A 19391-nucleotide genomic window follows, 5' to 3' on the forward strand; every position below is an offset into this window, starting at 1 on the left:
ATATGTTGGTATTACTGGTTGAAGACAATCGGCTTCTCTCTAACAACATCATTCAATATCTTGAATTGAGTGGCATAGAGTGCGATTACGCGTTCAACCTAGCACAAGCGGATATGCTCATTAGTCAGCAGCAGTTCGATGCTATCATTCTTGACCTTAATTTACCGGACGGTGATGGCATTGAAGCGTGTGAACGCTGGAAAGCGCAATGTTTTACTTCACCTATCATCATGCTAACCGCCCGTAGCAGTTTGAATGAGCGCTTGGCTGGTTTTGCCGTTGGCGCTGATGATTATTTAATAAAACCCTTTGCGATGGAGGAACTGGTCGCACGATTAAAAGTGGTCGCTCAGCGTCGTCCCGCGCCCCAAAGGTTGATTATTGGCGACCTCGAAATCGATTTTGCAAATCACATGGTGTATCGGCAAGGGCAACTGCTGGTTTTGTCTAAAACCGGTTGGCAGATCTTGGCGTTGTTAGCAAGGCGCAGCCCAGAAACAGTGAGTAGAGAAGAGATTGAACGAATGCTTTGGCCCGACAGCGCACCTGATAGTGACAGTTTGCGCAGCCATATTCATCTTTTGCGCCGAGTGATCGATCGCCCCTTTGAGCGGCAAATATTACATACGATTCGTGGTGTCGGTTTAAGTCTTAGGGATGAAATCAATGCAAGCGCCTAAACTTAGCCTCAAGCGTAGCTATCAAGTGTGGGGCGTTATTTTTCTATTAATAACCTTAGGTGTGAATAGTTTTATCCCGCTTTGCATGATGTGTGCAGGTATGATTTCTATGCATGAAGTCACAATGCACAATGCAGGGCAAGCGGCCGAAGCGTTACTGAAGATGGCGGAGCCAACTCAGCAATCATTACTTCATCAACCACTTCTAAAAACCGATAACTTAACCGTCTATCCTCATTGGCGAGATATTCCGCTGCAAATTCGTGAGTTAAGTAACAATGAAGTTTTAACAGATGCGAGCAAAATTCACTATGAGCATGCAGAAGGTCCCATTGTAAACGCGTTAAGTGTGTACTACACACAAGCTGGCCAGCCGCTATACGTTTGGCTGCAGTTTAGTGTTACCCATGATTTGCAATTTGCCCCTAAAAACATGACCGCCATTTTGCTGCTGGTATTGATAACCTTTTGTGCCAGTGCAAGCTTAGCGTTTTATATGCAAAGTAAAGTGATTACGCCTGTGCATCAAATTAGCCAAGCGATTAAGCAGCATGATTGGGAGGCAGGAGGCAAACTGAGTTTGCCGCAACAAGAATATGCAGAACTAAAAGCCATTGTTGATGCTCTAGATAACTCGATTTTACAGCTTCAAGAGGCTCAGCAACGCGAACTCAATTTTTTACGCTTTGCTAGCCATGAGTTACGTACACCAGTTGCCATATGCCAATCCTCATTCGAAATCCTCGCATTACAACAAGGTGAGCTTACTGGTGCAACTCTGTATGCTTCCCAAGCGACCAATCAAATGAAGTCACTCATTGAAACCTTGCTATGGTTGACCAATAAAGAGTGTTCCAGTTTAGAAAAGGAAAACGTCGCGTTATCGCCTTTACTTGCCAGTATTATCGAGGAGCAGCAACGGGTACATGGTCATGAGCAAAAAATTAAATTATTTTCTGACGATACTTATTTTTCCGTTCAACTTCATCCGTTAAAAATCATATTAAGCAATTTATTAAGGAATAGTATTGAGCATGGTGGAGCAGATATTAGCATTACTCAAATTGCTCGTTGTATAGAAATAACCAATTCCTACAATAGTAATGGCCGTCATGGGTTTGGTTTAGGGCTATTACTGGTGAAGCGTCTTGCTAATCAACTGGGCTGGATTTTTACTTGCTCATCAGAAAATGATTTATTTACTGCTAGGTTGGTAATCTCTAAATAACTCAATAATAGTGACTGTAAATTCACTGCATTAAACCACACACTTTTAAAATGCAAAATCGCCTTTGGGCTTAGATCACATAGTAATCATGCGGTTCGTAGTAACTTTATTAAATAAAGTTTACGAGATGTGGGGGTATTTAAATATATTTCCTCATAAACATGGTTGAGAGGGGCTCTATGTGTAATAAAAATGTGGTATCTATTTTAGTCAGTGCAATCTTGTTTAGTGGTTCTGTGTATGCTGATATAAATAAAACAAGCGTGGATTTAGGTTATAAGTTTTATACCAGTGACACAAAAGATGATAACCCAGGTGTTTTTAATCAACCCTTTGTAAAGTTAAATCATTTGGGAATTGCTGACTGGGGGACTTACTTTGCTAATCTTAAGTTAGAAAACCCAGCAGAAATCGCGGAAAATCAGAAGCATGTTGATGGTAAGACGACGATTAAGTCATTATTGATACTGGAAAATAAGCTGGGGGAATCGCAGTTTAACTTCTGGACTCAGAACTTTATCTCTGCGAGTGAAACGCTAGTTGAAGATAACCTTTACCTAGGTTTGACTCATAACGCAAAAGTTCAAAATCTATCATTAAACTATGGTGTTGGTTTCAATTATACCATTGGTAATTTTTCACCCACATCAGAGAAGTTTAACGATTTATCAGGCTATGCTGTTGTTTTAAATGCAAAGTACCCCCTTGAATTGTTAGGGTTAAAACATAGTTTAAGTTTAAATTATGAAGCGCAAATTGATAGGGATAAAGCGCATCAAGCATTATTTTCATATAACAGCTATGGCCATCAGATAATCACAACATTACAAACAAACATCACAGATTCAATATTTTCAAAGTTATATCTCACTCATTATGATAGTTGGGGGTCTCAATATAATGATGGGTTTGAATACGGTATATCTATTGGTTATCAGTTTTAATGGGTTATCAGATTGTTTGAATTTTTAATATATAGAATTTCATCTAATTGGATGTTGTTCTATTTTTTATCAAGAATAATAAGGGAATTGTAATGCATTATAAAAAATCCATTATTGGTATTGCTGTCACGGCAACAGCGATTATTGCTGGCTGTCAAGCTACCCATCAAATAGTAAAAAGCCAAGGAACTGCTCAAGGCAAACATGGCGAAGTGCAGGTCGAAACCACATTCAAAGATGGGCATATTGTAGCTATTGATATTATTAAACAAAAAGAAAACAAAGTGCTTGCTGGTGCCGTATTTAAAGATGTTAAACAGGCAATTATTGATAATAATTCTGTTGAAGTCGATGGTATTACGGGCGCGACAGTAACGTCTAAAGCACTTAAAGAAGCTGTGGGTAAAAGTATTGAAGCGGCAGGAGTCATTCTTGTTGCAACGGCTTCTGCTAAGAAAAGTGAAGCATTAACGCCTGCAGAATATACCTATGATGTGGTGATTATTGGTTCCGGTGGGGCAGGTTTTAGCGCGGGTTTAGAAGCGATAGCCGCAGGCCGCTCCGCCGTTATTATTGAAAAAATGCCTATTATCGGTGGTAACTCATTGATTTCTGGTGCAGAGATGAATGTGGCCGGTAGTTGGGTACAAAAGACTATGGGGATCACCGATAGCAAAGAACTATTTATCAGCGATACGCTTAAAGGCGGTGATTTTAAAGGCGATCCTGAGATGGTTAAAACCATGGTTGATAATGCAGTTGATGCCGCGGAGTGGTTAAGAGATTACGTTAAAGTAGAATTTTATCCAGATCAGTTATTTCAGTTTGGTGGGCATAGTGTTAAACGGGCATTAATCCCTAAAGGTCATACTGGGGCTGAAGTCATTAGTAAGTTTTCGATTAAAGCTGATGAAGTAGGTTTACCGATCCATACCAATACTAAGGCTGAAAAGTTAATCCAAGATCAAACGGGTCGAATTGTTGGTGTAGAAGCGACACATAATGGCAAAACCATCACCTACCATGCTAAGCGCGGTGTTGTGGTTGCAACGGGCGGCTTCTCCTCGAATATGGAGATGCGCAAGAAATACAATCCAGAACTCGACGAGCGTTATGGTAGTACTGGCCATTCTGGAGGAACCGGTGATGGTATTGTGATGGCAGAGAAAATTCACGCTGCAGCAAAAAATATGGGATATATCCAGTCATATCCGATTTGTAGCCCAACCTCTGGTGCGATAGCCTTGATTGCGGACTCTCGCTTTTTTGGTGCCGTGTTAATTAACCAGAAGGGTGAGCGTTTTGTTGAGGAATTGGAACGTCGTGATGTTATTTCACATGCTATTTTAGACCAACCAGGCCGTTATACTTATGTGCTCTGGAATCAAGACATTGAAAACGTTGCTCATACAGTTGAAATGCACCAAGGCGAACTTAAGGAATTCACAAAAGATGGGCTAATGTATAAGGTCGATACCCTAGAAGAAGCCGCTAAAGTCTTTAATATTCCTGAAGACACGTTGTTATCAACCATTAAAGACGTTAATCGTTATGCCGCAACAGGAAAGGATGAAGCCTTTAATCATCGCTCAGGATTAGTCGATTTAAGTAAAGGACCTTATTGGATTTTAAAAGCGACACCTTCTGTGCACCATACTATGGGTGGCCTTGTGGTTGATACACGTACTCGTGTACTTGATGAACAAGGAAAGGTGATTCCGGGCTTGTTTGCTGCGGGAGAAGTGACGGGGTTAACCCATGGAACCAATCGACTCGGTGGCAATGCTTATACAGACATTATTGTTTTTGGCCGTATCGCAGGACAAGAAGCGGCTAAATAGTAATAGTTTGATCCTCTAGCTTAAGCGACCCACTTGGGTCGCTTTTTGCTAATATAGGCGCAACTGATTCATTAATTAATCTGCATTTTAGTGTGTTATTAGGGCATATAAATCGTGATCACTTTTGCAAAAATCCACAAACTTGGTATTCAAGGGACTACAAAGCGGGAGTGAGTCGGAGTATCATACGGCTAATTCTTACTAAAACACTCAGGTATCCCCTGACGGAGCTGGTTTCCATGATTACGATTTCCGATGCGGCCCAAGCCCATTTTGTTAAGTTGTTAGCAGATCAACCTGAAGGCACTCATATTCGTGTATTTGTGATAAGTCCTGGTACCGCGCAAGCAGAGTGTGGTGTGTCCTATTGTCCACCAGATGCGGTTGAAAGTGATGATATTGAACTTGAGTTCAATGGCTTTAACGCTATGGTTGATGAAAAGAGCGCACCTTTCCTTGAAGAAGCAACAATCGATTTTGTGACCGATCAATTAGGTTCGCAACTCACACTTAAAGCGCCTAACGCCAAAATGCGTAAAGTGTCAGGCGATGCGCCTTTAGTTGAACGTATTGAATATGTTATTCAATCTGAAATCAACCCGCAGTTGGCTAGCCATGGCGGTAACATTATGTTGGTTGAAATCACCAGCGAAGGTGTTGCGGTATTGCAGTTTGGCGGCGGTTGTAACGGTTGTTCTCAAGTGGATATCACCTTAAAGGATGGTATCGAAAAACAACTGTTAGACATGTTCCCCGGTGAATTAACCGGTGTGCGTGACGTAACTGATCACCAACACGGTGAGCACTCTTACGCTTAATCTTTTGAGTTGAGCAAATAAAAAACGCGACCCGGAGTCGCGTTTTTTATATCTCTTAATTTGTACTAACTCATGCACGAACTGACAGTTTTGATTATTTATATAGTGTGACTTAATCGTACAACCACCACTTGAAACCATATAGCTCACTTTTGGACAAAAGCACTTTAAGAATTTCTGGATAGCACTGCTGAGGATCAAACTTTGTCATTTAATTCTTTAAGTGCTGGCTTATGATGAGCCATGGCATTCGCTCACCGACACGCAGCGAGTCCATCCGTGGATGCTCGACCGCCCCGTCCATGGGGCGGACGGTCGTCTCGCCAATCACCATGGCTCACCAGTTTAACATCGGTGTAGCCTGTTTGTTTTACAGTAGATATGCGACTTGTTTTGGGACAGAAATTAGTTAGTGCTTAGGCTCTAAACTATACCGCTCACATTATCATTACTAATAACTATCTTAAGAAAGCGGGTTTATGTTCACTAAGAGATGGATGGATCGCAGTTCATTACCCCAACCAGAAAGTCTAGGTTAGGTGTTCTAAATGAACCGCCCTGTGCGGAGCCGCATGCAGGGTGGTGTGGGTGCTGGAGGTTAGACACCTTCGGCTACCCGATTAGGTGTTTTTATTGTGCTTGATATGCAAATTGGAATAAGAAGACCTTCTTGGCAGCACCCATTACAGTCCTGTATGAATACGTACCCAGCAGGCTAATATAATCATGATGCAGCCTCATACCATCAGTATATTCTGGGTCTTTTGGGTGCATCCTTATAGCTATTATGCTTCCGGTATAAACATGGGCTAGCAAGAGGGTGTCTTTGAGCACTTGGGTAACCTTGTAACCGGAAAAATTGGCGCGAAAAACAATATTTTTAGTATTAGCTATATTTCTACTTCCATTCATAAGATCGATAACTACGGCATCTAAATCTGATTGCAGATCTAAGCCGGTGTACCCATTTTTTATAAAGTTATCTCTTAATTTTTCTCTTTTTTCCATCTCTGCTATTGCGGTTGCTTCTCTTCGATCACGTTCCTTTGTGAGAACTAAATTTTTTCTCTCATAAATTTGAGGAGCATTTTCTACAAACCATTCTAGGTATTGCTTCCCAGTTCTACCATTAGATTTGTCTTTGTGCTCTGTGTTTAAATATCCTCTGGGACGATTATTTAATGATGACTGAATGCAGTATGAATTGTTTGACAGGATGGCCTGAGCTTTTTGTGCGGTTTGTAAAATATCAGGATCTCTATTATGGATTGTTTTCCAGCCCTCCTCCTCATGATCAATGATATGGTCAATATCATCTTTCAGCGCAGCAGGAAAGGCATTTGTATTTTGGCATAATGACGAACCAATATTGCTGCAAGAAGAAAGCAGAAAAGTAATTAAGACTAATAGTATTGTGCCATTATAAAATTTCATTCATACCTTCCTATGGTGGATTTCACACCTAACGTTTGGTTAAGGGGCGGGCTTTAGTCCGTCCCAGTGAGCGAAGCGAACGATTTGAACCAGTAGTTATGTGTTGGCTAGCCACCAAACAGCTTTGACCAGAAACCTTTTTTCTCGCTCTTTATTGCTTCTTCTAAGAAGTCAATTTTTGGTTTTTGTTTGTCTGAATCATCTATTAACTCCATCACCACATTTCCAGAGCATTGGTATGTTTTTAGCTCGTGGCTATCGGACTCATAGCATCTGCCAAATAGACTTTTAAATATTTCTTTCCAGACGGAATAGTATTTCCTGCACTGCTTCTCTGTACCGTACATGACGCCGTATTTCCCGCATACAAGCGCATGCGTAATTTGCTTACGTTTACCGTTAGCATCCTTTGCTTTGGAAATCTGATCATTATTTAAAGATACCAGAATAAGATCGGTTTCCATGAGTGCAGCTCCTTGAACACATAACGTTTGTATAGTGCGTATGCGCGTTTATCTCATTAGACCAGTAAAAACGCGCACAGTTAACTACATGTATTGCAAAGAACTTATCAGCTTTTCATTAAATACACCATCCTGAAAAACGCGCATGCGCGTTTCCCAAACCGATTATCTAATTTGTAAAAAATATATATCAATAATTTAAAAGGGTTTTGTTTGTTTTTGGCTGGAAAAACGCGCAAGCAAATGAGGTTAAAAACACTCAAAAGCATCTAATTTTAAATACGACTGTATACCTATAGATTGTTAGTCGCTTTACGGTAGAGCCAAACATTAGGCAAATAGATGAGATTTTTTAGGGCAACTCGTTCGTCAGCTTTCGATTCACTAAACAAGTGCTAGCAAACTTTGGGGCAATAGCTTTTTAGCTAAACGAACAGCGATAGGGTTAGTTAAGATTGGCATTGTTGCAACAGTGACCGTTGGCGACATGGATGTCGCCGTCGAGCCTATAGGATATATTCACGGCGAGTCACTGGGGAAACAATGACAATAAATACAGCACAACTGACGATACAATTATCTTGCTTTGGGGCAGAAGTGAGTTAAATCAACCTGTCGGGTCTAATTGCATCTTGATGTGAATCTTGACAGGTTAAGTCTGTGCTAAATCACTCAATAATTCAGATTATTACATGCACTAAGAGTGCAGTTGGAACGTCTTACTGAAGCGATAATGTGCCCCGAGAGTGAGGCTGCGAGTGAGCATAAAAACGGTCATGGCGGCCCAGAGGGCATGATTGGCTTGCTCGGGTAATAATAACGCCTGCAATAAATACCATGTTGGGAAAAACGCCCCAAAGGTGGCCAGTATCATGCTATTACGCATCACTTTTCCCTGCGCCGCACCGATATAAACCCCATCGAATAGGTAAGAGCTAAAAGACCAAAGCGGTAGCAATACCAGCCAAATCAGATAAGTCTGTGCTGTGGTTCTGACCTCATCAATACTGGTCAATAGTTCAATTATATGGCTTCCCCAAAGGCTAAATATCAGTGTAAACCCAAGTGCAGTGATGGCAGACCAACACCAGGCCAGCACCACGGCTTCATGTAATTGCTGCGCGCGCTTTTGACCATAGGCTTTGCCCACTTCTGCTTCGGCATAATAGGCTATGCCATCGAGGGCATAGGAGATTAATAGCAGTAAATTCAATAACACTGCATTGGCTGCAACGGTATTATCACCTAGGCCAGCACCATGGAATGTCATAAACGCAAAAGCTGTCTGCAGGCAAAGGCTGCGGATAAAAATATCGGTATTGAGCCTCAGTAACTTGCCATAACCCATCAGGGTGACATGGGGGAATAGCTGAGATAGGTGAAAATCGGGAGCACGCTTGAGTTGTTGTCGCACCATAGTGAATGCAACTGAGAAGGCGGTGATATCGGCAAATATCGATGCGAGGGCGGCACCTTTTACGCCCCAGCCTAAGCCAAGCACAAACACTAAGTCGAGAATAATATTGGCTAAGTTTGCGAGTATAAGTTGCCACATGGCGGCTTTAGGTTGTTGTCGCCCTAGGAGCCAACCTAACATCACTAAATTGAGCAGGGCGAAGGGTGTGGACCAAATCCGTACCTGAAAATACTCGCGACAATAATGCTCGACCTCACGGCTTGCTTCGGACAAGCCCAGCGCCAAATTCAGTATTGGAGCTTGCAAAGCAATAACACCCATTCCCAGCAATATGGCTAAAATAGCACCTTGAACTAAGAGTTTATGTTGAGCGTGAATATCATTTGCACCATAAGCCTGCGCGACTAACCCTGTGGTCGCCATTCGTAAAAAACCTAATAACCAAATGATTAAGGTGATAATCGTTGACCCAAGTGCTACCCCACCTAAATAATAGGCGTCACTTAGATGACCTATCACAGCCGTATCCACTAATCCTAAGAGTGGAATGGTGATATTTGAGAGGATCATCGGTAGGGCAAGCGCGAACAGTTGGCGATTTTTGTTGCCATTTAACAGTAGTGCGAGTGCGGTTGATTTTGCAGTAGTCATTGATATTGGAGGTATTCACATTATGGTTAAACGTGCGTTATTGGCACTCTTCGGGTTGATGACTTTTTCGGCCAATGCCGTGGTCATTTTACAGTATCATCATGTGTCGGAAACTACGCCTGCGGCAACCAGCGTGACACCCGCGCAATTTCGTGAGCAAATGCAGTTTTTGGCTGATGACGGTTTTAAGGTAATCCCACTTACTCAAGTGGTTGAGGCGATAAAGCAAAAACAAGATTTACCCGCTAAAACCGTGGCGATTACCTTTGATGATGGCTATCGCAGCATTGCCACTACGGCGCATCCTATCCTAAAGGAATTTGGATTCCCCTACACCTTGTTTGTGGCAATAGAGCCAATTAAACAAAAGTTTACCGAGATGATGACCTGGGATGAACTCGTCAGATTATCAAAGGAAGGGGCTGATATTGCCAACCATAGTTGGGCGCATGAGCACTTGATCCGCAGATTAGACAATGAATCACAGGCACAGTGGTTAGCGCGGGTAACAACGAATATTCTCGAGACTGAGAAGGCGCTTGCGGATGCGACGGGTCACAATTTTAAAATGCTCGCCTATCCCTATGGCGAATATAATCAAGCACTGCAAGATATGTTAACGCAAAATGGCTTTGTCGCTTTTGGTCAGCAATCTGGCGCCTCGGGACCTTATTCACCTCTGACCGCTTTACCGCGTTTTCCCGTGGCAGGACAATATGCGGATTTAAAGAGTCTAAAGGCCAAACTTTATAGCCTTAATATGCCAGTGCTTTCCCAAAACGTGAGTGACCCAGAGTTAAAAAATGGGCAATGGCGACCAGAGTTGAGGCTCACGCTTGATATGAGTGATATTTCTGCCAAACAAGTTATGTGTTATATCCAAGGTCAAGGAGCAAAATCGCCGACTTGGCTTAGCGAAACTGAATTTAGCGTACAGGCTGATTCGGCATTGCCTGCGGGACGCTCCCGTTATAACTGCACTGCACCCAGTAAAACTCGTAATGGTTATTATTGGTTCTCTCAGCCTTGGGTAAGACCTAGGGATGATGGCTCTTGGATTAAAGAATAATCATAGATTTGACTTGTATTGCGAGACTATTTTGCCAAAATCGCTAATGAGTTCGTTATTCAATATTTGCGGCGGCTGCCCTAATGTCGCCGTAGGTTTGAATACGGCGACTCGTGTTCCTTGAGGCGATACCAGTACATAGCCAGCGCTGTGGTCAACTTGATAATTATCACCTTCACCCACCATGGCATAGGCTAGGCCTAGACTACGGGTGAGTGGAAATATCTGCGTATGTTCACCCGTCACGGCTTTAAATTCTGTATTAAAAAAGTTGACATAGGTCAGTAATTTTTCCGGTGTATCTCGGTTAGGGTCGACGGATAAAAATACCACTTGAATTGGCGCAATCTTATTAAGTTCAGGGTATGCCGCGGCCAGTTTATTTAAGGTTGTCGGACAAATATCGGGACAAAAGGTAAATCCGATAAAAAATAGATTCCATTTTCCTTGCAGATCCGCATTAGTAAATGCCTTATCGTGCTGATCGATTAGTTCAAAAGGCGCTATCTCAAAGGCTTGTGGAAATATAAATCCGTTATCAAGTTCTATAGGCTTGGGGGGATTAAATTTAACCGCGAATAAACCACCAAGGCCAATCAATAAAATGGCGATGATTAGCATGTTTTTCTGCATAGCATTAGCTCCACAGGTAATGGTCGATTAGTAATGCCATAAATAGCAACATTAAATGGTAAATAGAGAAGCGAAATACTTGCATCGCCAAGCCATCGTGATCCCGATATTTCAGTTGCCAAGCCTTATAAATAAATACACTGCTCAGCAAGCTAGAACACACAAAATACATTGGCCCACACATACCAACCAACACTGGCAAGAGACAAGCGATTGCTAGTAAGACGGTATAGAGCAAGATACAGGTTTTAGTAAATTCGACCCCGTGGGTAACGGGAAGCATTGGGATATCTACTTTGGCATATTCGGCTCGTCTGTGAATGGCTAATGCCCAGAAATGAGGCGGAGTCCAAGTAAAAATAATGATCACTAACAGCAATGCATGCCCATGGAATTGGTTGGTAACAGCCGTCCATCCCAGCAATGGCGGCATCGCCCCCGCAAGACCGCCAATAACAATATTTTGCGAGGTTGCCCGCTTTAAATAAGCGGTGTAAACCAGCGCATAGCCGATGAGACTGGCGAAGGTGAGCCATGCAGTGAGCGGATTAACCAAAACATATAAAACCACAAAACCTAAACCTCCAATGCTGGCGGCAAAAATTAAGGCTCGCTTGGCCGAAACTCGTCCCTTGGGCAATGGGCGATTATAGGTGCGAGCCATCATGCCATCTATACGTCGATCAATCAGATGATTTAAAGCGGCAGCCGAGCCTGCCATTAAGGCAATACCGAACATACCTGCGATTAATGGCTGTACGGGGACGGCAGTGGGTACCGCTAAACACATGCCGACTAATACCGTGAGCAACATTAAGGCGACGACTTTGGGTTTGGTCATTTCAAAATAGGCGCGCCATGCCAAGCTAAAATGGGAATGGCTGCTGGTGATTGTGAGTGGTTTTGCCATCTTGGATCCCTCGCTTATGCTTTACGCCATAAAAAGTAGTTAATTGTCACTAAGGTCAGTAGCAGTAGTGCTGCGCCGCCATTGTGAGAAACCGCAATGCCGAGTGGTAAGTGCATGACGATATTAGAAATGCCTAGTGCGACTTGCAATATCACTAGGGCAACCAATAAGAGACTTAGCTTTTTTAATGCTCTAGTGCTAACAAATAATTTATATGCCAGTAGTAACAGAACCCCTGTTGTTATAATGGCGCCGAATCTGTGTGCTATGTGGATGGTCATTCGTGCTGGGTAATCTAATACCCCAAACTCAAAACTTGGGTGCTGGCCTTGGAAGGGGGAGAATGCATCGGCAATGGCGAGATTATCCATCCAATTACCTTCGCAAATGGGCAGGGTGGTACAGGCGAGTGCCGCGTAGTTTGAGGAGGTCCAAGCGCCTAGCATGATTTGACCGATAAGGATGATTAAACTCACAAGTGCTAAAATGGCAAGGTTTTGTGTCTGCAAACCACTAATATCGACCTGTTTTTGCCTGATACGTAAATAAAGGATGAGCAGGAGTGAAATCAGGCTAAAGCCACCAATCAGGTGTGACATTACTACTATTGGCATAAGCTTCATTGTCACTGTCCACATGCCTAGAGCGGCTTGAAAAATAAGCAGTAATAATATAAATGTGGGCAATTTCTTCGGTGCTGTTGGTGTTTTTAGACATTTGATAAAAATGAACAGTATGAGCAGCCCAAGACCCGCTGCAATATATCTATGGATCATTTCCAACCATGCTTTTTCAGTTTGAATATCATGATCAGGAAACATGGTTTGAGCACGGGCGATTTCATGGTCTTGGGTGGGCACTTTAATGTGGCCGTAGCAACCCGGCCAGTCAGGGCAGCCTAAGCCAGCATCCGATAGTCGCGTGTAAGCCCCCATTAAAATGACCATTAAGGTAAAGACTAAGGTTAAGCGCAAGATCCAAGTCAGTTGCATTAGTCTACCCTCGACAGTTTTAATAACTTACGCAGATCCGCAATCAGTGCTTTACCTTGGGCGAGATGTGCTTCTTTGCTGTGTGCTTGAGGGTAGCGTAATACTAAGTTGCCGAGGGGATCGACTATGATCAACTGTTGTGCATTTAACCACTCGTTTAAGCGGTTATTGATTGGGCTAGTGTTAAAGTGAAATGCCTTTAAGGCATTAATATCGCTCTCAGGACTGACAAGGATAAGTGGCTCTACCCTTGCTTGATCTGGCCCGAGTGCGGTATGACTTTGGCGTAAAATATACAAGCGTTCACGGCAATTATCATCGCATTGGGAGGGTAATAAATAGAGTAGTTGCCATTCTTTGGGTTTAGGATTGGTAACCCCAAGACTGGTATAGCTGGTTGCGGGATTGATCAGTTCACCAAAGTTGGTTGCACCGCCGTGGTATAAATTAAGGCTCAATACTAGTTTGGCAATCACTACCGGTGCGATAAACGCCAGGAGCAATAATCCCAACGCTTTGTGTGTCGATTTGGACTGGGAGTTCATGCTTGCTCCTCTCATGTAAATTATCCCTAATATATTGTTTTGCTATTTATCTGAATCTAAGTCGGCTGTGATTTTTACTATTTACCCATAGAGTTGGCACTGTGATGATGTTTTACATACTTAACCCCTTGCCACAGCATCAGGCCCGCAAATACCGCAGCCATTGAAAACCACTGCAATGCATAACCCCAATGTTTTTGCGCCGAGAGTGGAAATGGTTGCCAAGGGTGAGCTAACTCAAGGTTGGGGAGTTGATCAGGTTGCAGTACTGCCGTTACTAAAGGATGGCCTACTAGCTGAGTTATTTCAGGAATATTAATATTTTGGATACGAATGTGTGTTCCGGCTTCTGCCATTAAGGCATGGCTTAAAGGATTGGTTTGTTTTTGATATAGCTTGCCGACAAGACTCAGTTTTCCGCTAAGAGGTTCGATTTGGGGGAGTTCATCACGGCTTGAGGTTGCGGCGATAAAGCCTAATTCAACCAGTAGCCAAGGTTTTTCCGGCTCAACTTCCAGAGCTTGAAATGCTAGATATCCCACTTGCCCCTGATAGACTTGATTGTCGAGTAGCCAGATTTGCGCATTGGCAGGTGAGGCAGTGATACTGAGGCGATAACCTGTGACATCTTCTAGATGGATTTTTTGTAAAAGTTGTTTAAAGGTCAGCGGCGCTAAGGCTTGTCTGGATTCCATTTGAGCTAATAACAAGGCTTTTTCTTCTCCGCGATGGAGTTGCCACAGCCCTAGCTTGACCAGAATCACGAATACAGTCACAGTCAAGACCAGCAAAAAAACGGTTAATTTATTCAGCAGACAGTAAGGATATCTCATGAATGCCCTGTTTATCTTTAAGTTAGTTTTGGTTCTGCTGTTGCTGTTTATCATTTTTAATTTAGGTAGAGCCTTATTTATGATGGTGAAAGATGACAACCCCGCTCTGGCAGGATAGTTGTCACTACTTAAAATTTAACCAGTTGGGGCGTTAAGGCTTAATTGTGCCGAGTTATAGTGAAGAACGTAAGCAGCAGATTTTGAACAAGTTACTGCCTCCTTCGAACATGACCGTAGCAGAAGTTTCCAGACAAGAAGGGATTGGCGTACAAACTTTGTATAATTGGCGGGATAAAGCCAAACAACAAGGTCGTCCTGTGCCCGGAAGTAAACCAACCTCAGAACATTGGTCAGCAGAAGCTAAGTTTGCCACAGTGCTTGAAACTGCCAGTTTAAATGAAGCCGAATTGAGTGAGTATTGTCGAGCTAAAGGTCTGTATGTTGATCAGGTAAAGGCCTGGAAAGCCAATGCACTGCGAGGGTTTATGAGCTCCCGCGAGCAGGAATTGGAAGCTAAACGGCAGCGCCAAGCCGACCATAAGGAAATTAAACAGTTAAAGAGCGAGTTGAGGCGCAAAGAAAAAGCTTTGGCTGAAACCGCAGCCTTGTTGGTGCTTAGAAAAAAGTTAAATGCGCTTTGGGAGAACGACAACGAGGACGATTAACCTTGGTCTCAGAGCGCACTGAATGTGTAAACTTGATACAGGAAGCGAACCAGGCTGGCGCCAGGCTTCATCTGACTTGCGAAGAAGCTGGCATTACACTGCGCACTTATCGGCGCTGGTATCGGGATGGCCAGATCACCGCAGACAAAAGGCCGGATGCGATTCGGCCGCAGCCATCGAATAAGCTGACGGAAAAAGAACAGGCGAAAATCATCGAGGTGTGTAATTGGCCAAAGTTTGCCAGCTTACCGCCATCGCAAATCGTCCCAACGCTGCTGGATGAAGATGAATATTATGGTTCTGAATCAACATTTTATCGGGTATTAAAAGCCTTTGGTCAGCTGCATCATCGCGGCCGGAGTTTAGCGCCGAAAGGGTCAACGCTGCCAACGACCTACACAGCGACCGGGCCTGGCCAGGTGCTCTGTTGGGATATCACCTACTTGCCAAGCACGGTGCGTGGGCAGTTTTATTACCTGTACATGCTGGAAGATTTGTTCAGCCGGAAAATTGTTGGTTGTGAAGTGTTTGAACAGGAAAGTGGAGAAAACGCCGCGAAATTGTTAGAGCAGACACTGGTCCGGGAGAAATGTTTACACAGTGGAGTCGTGCTGCATTCGGACAACGGTGCGCCAATGAAATCGCAGACCATGCGAATGAAGGCGTATGAGCTTGGTGTAACGACATCGTACAGCAGGCCACGAGTGAGCAACGATAACCCGTTTGCAGAGTCGTTGTTCCGCACCTGTAAATATCGGCCTGATTGGCCATCAGCAGGTTTTAAAAGTATCGATGAAGCAAGGACTTGGGTGCTGAAGTTTACGCGCTGGTACAACTACGAACACAAGCACAGCAAACTACGGTTCGTGACCCCGCACCAACGTCATACCGGTCAGGATCAACTCCTGCTGGCAAAGCGCAAAGAACGGATTGAAGCGGCGAAAGCAGAAAATCCAAGTCGTTGGGGAAAACGAGAAGTACGGAACTGCGAACCTGTGGGACCGACAACACTGAATCCGGAAAAAGAGTCAGTTAAAGAAGTGGAAAAAAAGGCCGCTTAAAACGGTCGATGGTGACAACTAGCTTGAAAAACGCCGCAACTCAGCCCCTATGAGTCGTTATCTCGGTCGTCGTGTGATTTTCTCTGTATTGGTCATCCTCTTACTGCTGGTGGCGTTAGGGTCTGGACTTATTAGCCCGAACCCTAGACCCTACTGAGTGCCAGTTACAGTACATAAACGAAGATAAATAAACACAGCCAGACCACATCAACGAAGTGCCAGTACCAACTCCCTGCTTGAAATGCAAAATGCTTATCTGCCGTAAAATGTCCTTTTAATACTCTGATAAATAAAACCACGAGGAATACCGTTCCTAGCGTGACATGCATGCCATGAAATCCAGTTAACAGAAAGAAAGTGTTGCCATAAATCCCCGAGGTGAGGGTTAAACCCATCTCTTGATAGGCGTGACGGTATTCTTCTACTTGCAACCCAACGAAACCTATACCCAATAAAATCGTAATTCCTAGCCATAGCACGACGGCTGAGCGTTTGGCTTTTTCTAAACTAATGTGGGCAAAATGTAAGGTCACTGATGAGGTCAGTAAAATAAGGGTATTGATCAGGGGGAGACCCGTCCACGGCATAGCCTCTGTCTTGGTACCATCCGGCGTAGAGATAAGGGGCCAAACCGCTTCAAAACTTGGCCAAAGTATTTCGTGGGTCATGGCATTGTTAGATGCACCGCCAAGCCAAGGTACGGCAATTGCGCGGGCATAAAACAGCGCACCAAAAAAAGCCGCAAAGAACATTACTTCTGAGAAAATAAACCAACTCATACCTTGGCGAAAAGAGCGATCCATCTGAGCGGAATAGAGTCCAGTTGTCGACTCTTTGATAACCGCACTAAACCAGCCAACCAACATAAATACAATGACCGCTATGCCTAAAAGCAGTAAATAACCGCCACCAGAAGCGCCAGATTTCATCTGTTGGACGAAAAGTCCTGCGCCAACGGCAATAAAAAATAATCCAATGGCACCGACAATGGGCCAGATGCTTTGGGATGGAACATAGTAGGTTTGATGTTTCGTGGTCATTTGGCAGCTCCTTGCTCTATGGCAGACGCTAACTGCTTGTCGGTAATGTCGTAGAGGGTGTAAGAGAGGGTTAAAGTATGGATTGACTCGGGTAATTGAGGATCCACAAAGAAAATAAGCGGTAACTCAGCACTGGTCGCCGCGGCCAAGGGTTGCTTATTAAAGCAAAAACATTCCGTTTTATTGAAATAGGCCGCCCCTTGGCCTGGGGAAACTGAGGGTATTGCTTGCCCAACTGTGGCATGGTTTGACTCATTACGAGCCAAAAATGCTGTATGGACAAGCTCGCCAGGATGAACCACAAGCCGCTTAATTTGCGGTTCAAACTTCCATGGCATACCCGTTTGCACCTGGGAAATAAACTCCACAGTCACAGTGCGGCTTGTATCGACAGTTATCGCTTGATAATTACTGGCTGTACTTGCGGGTTTACCATTGATGCCTAGCTTCTCACACAGAACATCATACAGGGGGACGAGTGCGAACCCAAAGCCAAACATACCCACACAGCCTAGAACTAACAAGCTGATAAGTTTACGATTTGACCTAGTTGTGCTGGTCATTTTATTTCACCTCAGGAGGTGTCGTAAATGAGTGGTAAGGCGCAGGGCTTGGTAATGTCCATTCTAGCCCTTCGGAGCCTTCCCAAGGTTTAGCGGGCGCTTTCTCACCGCCACGGATACACTTGATTACCAGTACTAAGAAAATCAATTGCGATAGACCAAAAGCAAAACCGCCAATCGAGACGATTTGGTTTATATCAGCAAATTGGATTGAATAATCAGGGATCCGCCGTGGCATTCCTGCCAGCCCAAGGAAATGCATAGGAAAAAAGAGGACGTTTACAGAAATCACTGAGCACCAAAAATGCCACTGTGCTAAACGCTCGTTATACATATGACCAGTCCATTTTGGGAGCCAGTAGTAGGCCGCCGCCATAATGGAAAAAATCGCACCTGTTACCAGTACATAATGGAAGTGTGCGACTACAAAATAAGTGTCGTGGTACTGGAAGTCAGCGGGGGTAATGGCAAGCATTAGTCCCGAAAAACCACCAATAGTGAAAAGGATAATAAAAGCCACGGCAAATAACATCGGTGTTTCAAAGGTCAGCGAGCCTCGCCACATGGTTGCTACCCAGTTAAAGACCTTCACTCCTGTCGGCACGGCTATCAGCATAGTGCAGTACATAAAAAACAGCTCTGCAAACACGGGCATGCCCGTTGTAAACATATGGTGTGCCCACACAAGGAAAGACAAAATGGCAATACTGGCTGTTGCATACACCATAGAGGCATAACCAAAGAGTTTTTTACGACTGAAAGCCGGAACTATGGCCGAGATGATGCCAAAAGAAGGCAAAATCATGATGTAAACTTCAGGGTGACCGAAGAACCAAAAGATATGTTGAAACATCACAGGATCGCCGCCGCCTGCCGCCTCGAAGAAACTGGTTCCAAAAAATTTATCGGTGAGCACCATAGTCACTACACCTGCGAGTACAGGCATGACTGCTATTAGCAAAAATGCCGTAATTAGCCAAGTCCATACAAATAGCGGCAGTTTCATCCATGTCATGCCTGGCGCACGTAAGTTCACTATGGTCACAATCACATTAATTGCGCCCATGATCGAACTTATTCCCATGATATGAATAGAGAACACGAAGAGAGCAGTGCTGTCAGGGCTATAAGTTGTTGAGAGCGGCGCATAGAAAGTCCAACCAAAGTTTGGGCCTCCTCCTTCCATAAATAATGAACCGAGTAAAATAGCGAAGGCGAAAGGAAGGATCCAAAAACTCCAGTTATTCATCCTAGGTAACGCCATATCTGGCGCGCCAATCATCATAGGAATTAACCAATTGGCCAATCCTGTGAACGCGGGCATAACGGCTCCAAAGACCATTATCAGCCCATGAACAGTGGTCATTTGATTGAAAAAATTTGGCTCAACTAGCTGTAATCCGGGTTGAAATAATTCAGCTCGGATAACCATTGCCATGGCGCCACCCGTTAAAAACATAATGAAACTAAACCATAAATAAAGGGTGCCAATATCCTTATGGTTGGTGGTTAGCAACCAGCGCATAATGCCCTTAGGTGCCCCATGATGATGGTCATCATGGACTGCGGTGTGTTCTTGAGTCATAGTGCTCATCCTAATCCC

Annotated in this window: 19 protein-coding genes and 1 pseudogene; 9 read left to right on the forward strand and 11 right to left on the reverse strand. The window is 43.8% G+C overall.

Going from position 1 to position 19391, the window contains the following annotated elements; all coding sequences use genetic code 11:
• Positions 1 to 2: 2 nt before the first annotated feature.
• The 5 genes from MZ182_RS00585 to nfuA all read left to right on the forward strand — a co-directional run bounded on the left by MZ182_RS00585 (position 3) and on the right by nfuA (position 5511).
• A complete protein-coding gene (locus tag MZ182_RS00585; protein ID WP_011787535.1) occupies positions 3 to 680 on the forward strand; it encodes a response regulator transcription factor in 678 nt (225 codons plus the stop codon).
• Positions 667 to 1908: a sensor histidine kinase gene (locus MZ182_RS00590; RefSeq protein ID WP_248067749.1), complete on the forward strand. Its 1242-nt coding sequence runs from the start codon at positions 667 to 669 to the stop codon at positions 1906 to 1908. The genes MZ182_RS00585 and MZ182_RS00590 overlap by 14 nt, the downstream gene beginning before the upstream one ends.
• A 179-nt stretch (positions 1909 to 2087) precedes the next feature.
• The gene (locus MZ182_RS00595) at positions 2088 to 2852 is read left to right on the forward strand and encodes an outer membrane protein OmpK (protein ID WP_011787537.1); all 765 of its coding nucleotides are present in this window, start codon (positions 2088 to 2090) and stop codon (positions 2850 to 2852) included.
• A 92-nt stretch (positions 2853 to 2944) separates the two neighbouring features.
• Entirely contained in the window at positions 2945 to 4693 is a 1749-nt protein-coding gene (gene urdA / locus MZ182_RS00600) for a flavocytochrome c (RefSeq protein ID WP_248067751.1), read from the forward strand.
• 239 nt (positions 4694 to 4932) lie between these two features.
• A complete protein-coding gene (gene nfuA, locus MZ182_RS00605; RefSeq protein ID WP_011787539.1) occupies positions 4933 to 5511 on the forward strand; it encodes a Fe-S biogenesis protein NfuA in 579 nt (192 codons plus the stop codon).
• Positions 5512 to 6141: 630 nt separating this feature from the next.
• Here the strand turns inward: nfuA and MZ182_RS00610 are convergent.
• The 3 genes from MZ182_RS00610 to MZ182_RS00620 form a co-directional block, all read right to left on the reverse strand.
• Positions 6142 to 6945, reverse strand: a complete 804-nt coding sequence (locus MZ182_RS00610) for a hypothetical protein (protein ID WP_248067754.1) — start codon at positions 6943 to 6945, stop codon at positions 6142 to 6144.
• A 107-nt stretch (positions 6946 to 7052) separates the two neighbouring features.
• Positions 7053 to 7409, reverse strand: coding sequence for a hypothetical protein (locus MZ182_RS00615; RefSeq protein WP_248067757.1), 357 nt, complete (start codon positions 7407 to 7409; stop codon positions 7053 to 7055).
• 697 nt (positions 7410 to 8106) lie between these two features.
• Positions 8107 to 9477, reverse strand: a complete 1371-nt coding sequence (locus MZ182_RS00620; protein WP_041407848.1) for an MATE family efflux transporter — start codon at positions 9475 to 9477, stop codon at positions 8107 to 8109.
• A 22-nt stretch (positions 9478 to 9499) separates the two neighbouring features.
• Between MZ182_RS00620 and MZ182_RS00625 the strand changes: the two genes are divergently transcribed.
• Positions 9500 to 10546, forward strand: a complete 1047-nt coding sequence (locus MZ182_RS00625; protein ID WP_011787544.1) for a polysaccharide deacetylase family protein — start codon at positions 9500 to 9502, stop codon at positions 10544 to 10546.
• Here MZ182_RS00625 and MZ182_RS00630 read toward each other — a convergent pair whose 3' ends face one another.
• The 5 genes from MZ182_RS00630 to MZ182_RS00650 form a co-directional block, all read right to left on the reverse strand.
• A complete protein-coding gene (locus MZ182_RS00630; RefSeq protein ID WP_011787545.1) occupies positions 10547 to 11179 on the reverse strand; it encodes an SCO family protein in 633 nt (210 codons plus the stop codon). It abuts the gene before it with no gap.
• A gap of 4 nt (positions 11180 to 11183) precedes the next feature.
• Positions 11184 to 12089: a heme o synthase gene (cyoE, locus tag MZ182_RS00635; RefSeq protein WP_011787546.1), complete on the reverse strand. Its 906-nt coding sequence runs from the start codon at positions 12087 to 12089 to the stop codon at positions 11184 to 11186.
• A gap of 14 nt (positions 12090 to 12103) precedes the next feature.
• Entirely contained in the window at positions 12104 to 13081 is a 978-nt protein-coding gene (locus MZ182_RS00640; RefSeq protein ID WP_011787547.1) for a COX15/CtaA family protein, read from the reverse strand.
• Complete coding sequence (locus MZ182_RS00645) at positions 13081 to 13626, reverse strand: hypothetical protein (RefSeq protein ID WP_248067759.1); 546 nt, start codon at positions 13624 to 13626, stop codon at positions 13081 to 13083. The genes MZ182_RS00640 and MZ182_RS00645 overlap by 1 nt, the downstream gene beginning before the upstream one ends.
• 77 nt (positions 13627 to 13703) lie before the next feature.
• Positions 13704 to 14459, reverse strand: coding sequence for an SURF1 family protein (locus MZ182_RS00650; RefSeq protein ID WP_248067762.1), 756 nt, complete (start codon positions 14457 to 14459; stop codon positions 13704 to 13706).
• On the opposite strand from MZ182_RS00650, the gene MZ182_RS00655 reads away from it, so the two are divergent.
• The 3 genes and pseudogenes from MZ182_RS00655 to MZ182_RS00665 all read left to right on the forward strand — a co-directional run.
• Positions 14458 to 14577 (forward strand): DUF2909 family protein, encoded by a 120-nt coding sequence (locus tag MZ182_RS00655; RefSeq protein ID WP_248067764.1) that lies wholly within the window; start codon positions 14458 to 14460, stop codon positions 14575 to 14577. The two genes, MZ182_RS00650 and MZ182_RS00655, sit on opposite strands and share 2 nt — an antisense overlap.
• Positions 14578 to 14623: 46 nt before the next feature.
• Positions 14624 to 16185 (forward strand): IS3 family transposase gene (locus tag MZ182_RS00660; protein ID WP_248085119.1). Its coding sequence is split into 2 segments (ribosomal slippage): positions 14624 to 15092 and positions 15092 to 16185, totalling 1563 coding nucleotides; the frame shifts between segments, so codons are not numbered across the junction.
• Positions 16186 to 16228: 43 nt separating this feature from the next.
• A pseudogene (locus tag MZ182_RS00665) lies at positions 16229 to 16342 on the forward strand (DUF2909 family protein); the annotation flags it as partial.
• A 7-nt stretch (positions 16343 to 16349) separates the two neighbouring features.
• Here MZ182_RS00665 and MZ182_RS00670 read toward each other — a convergent pair.
• From MZ182_RS00670 to ctaD, 3 genes are read right to left on the reverse strand one after another with little or no spacing between them, the layout of a single operon-like run.
• Entirely contained in the window at positions 16350 to 17225 is an 876-nt protein-coding gene (locus MZ182_RS00670; protein ID WP_011787550.1) for a cytochrome c oxidase subunit 3, read from the reverse strand.
• Positions 17222 to 17788, reverse strand: a complete 567-nt coding sequence (locus MZ182_RS00675; protein WP_011787551.1) for a cytochrome c oxidase assembly protein — start codon at positions 17786 to 17788, stop codon at positions 17222 to 17224. Before MZ182_RS00675 ends, MZ182_RS00670 begins: the two co-directional genes overlap by 4 nt.
• A gap of 1 nt (position 17789) precedes the next feature.
• Entirely contained in the window at positions 17790 to 19382 is a 1593-nt protein-coding gene (gene ctaD, locus MZ182_RS00680) for a cytochrome c oxidase subunit I (RefSeq protein WP_011787552.1), read from the reverse strand.
• Positions 19383 to 19391 lie beyond the last annotated feature (9 nt).

The sequence above is a fragment of the Shewanella sp. JNE2 genome (assembly GCF_023159115.1).
GTDB lineage: Bacteria > Pseudomonadota > Gammaproteobacteria > Enterobacterales > Shewanellaceae > Shewanella > Shewanella putrefaciens.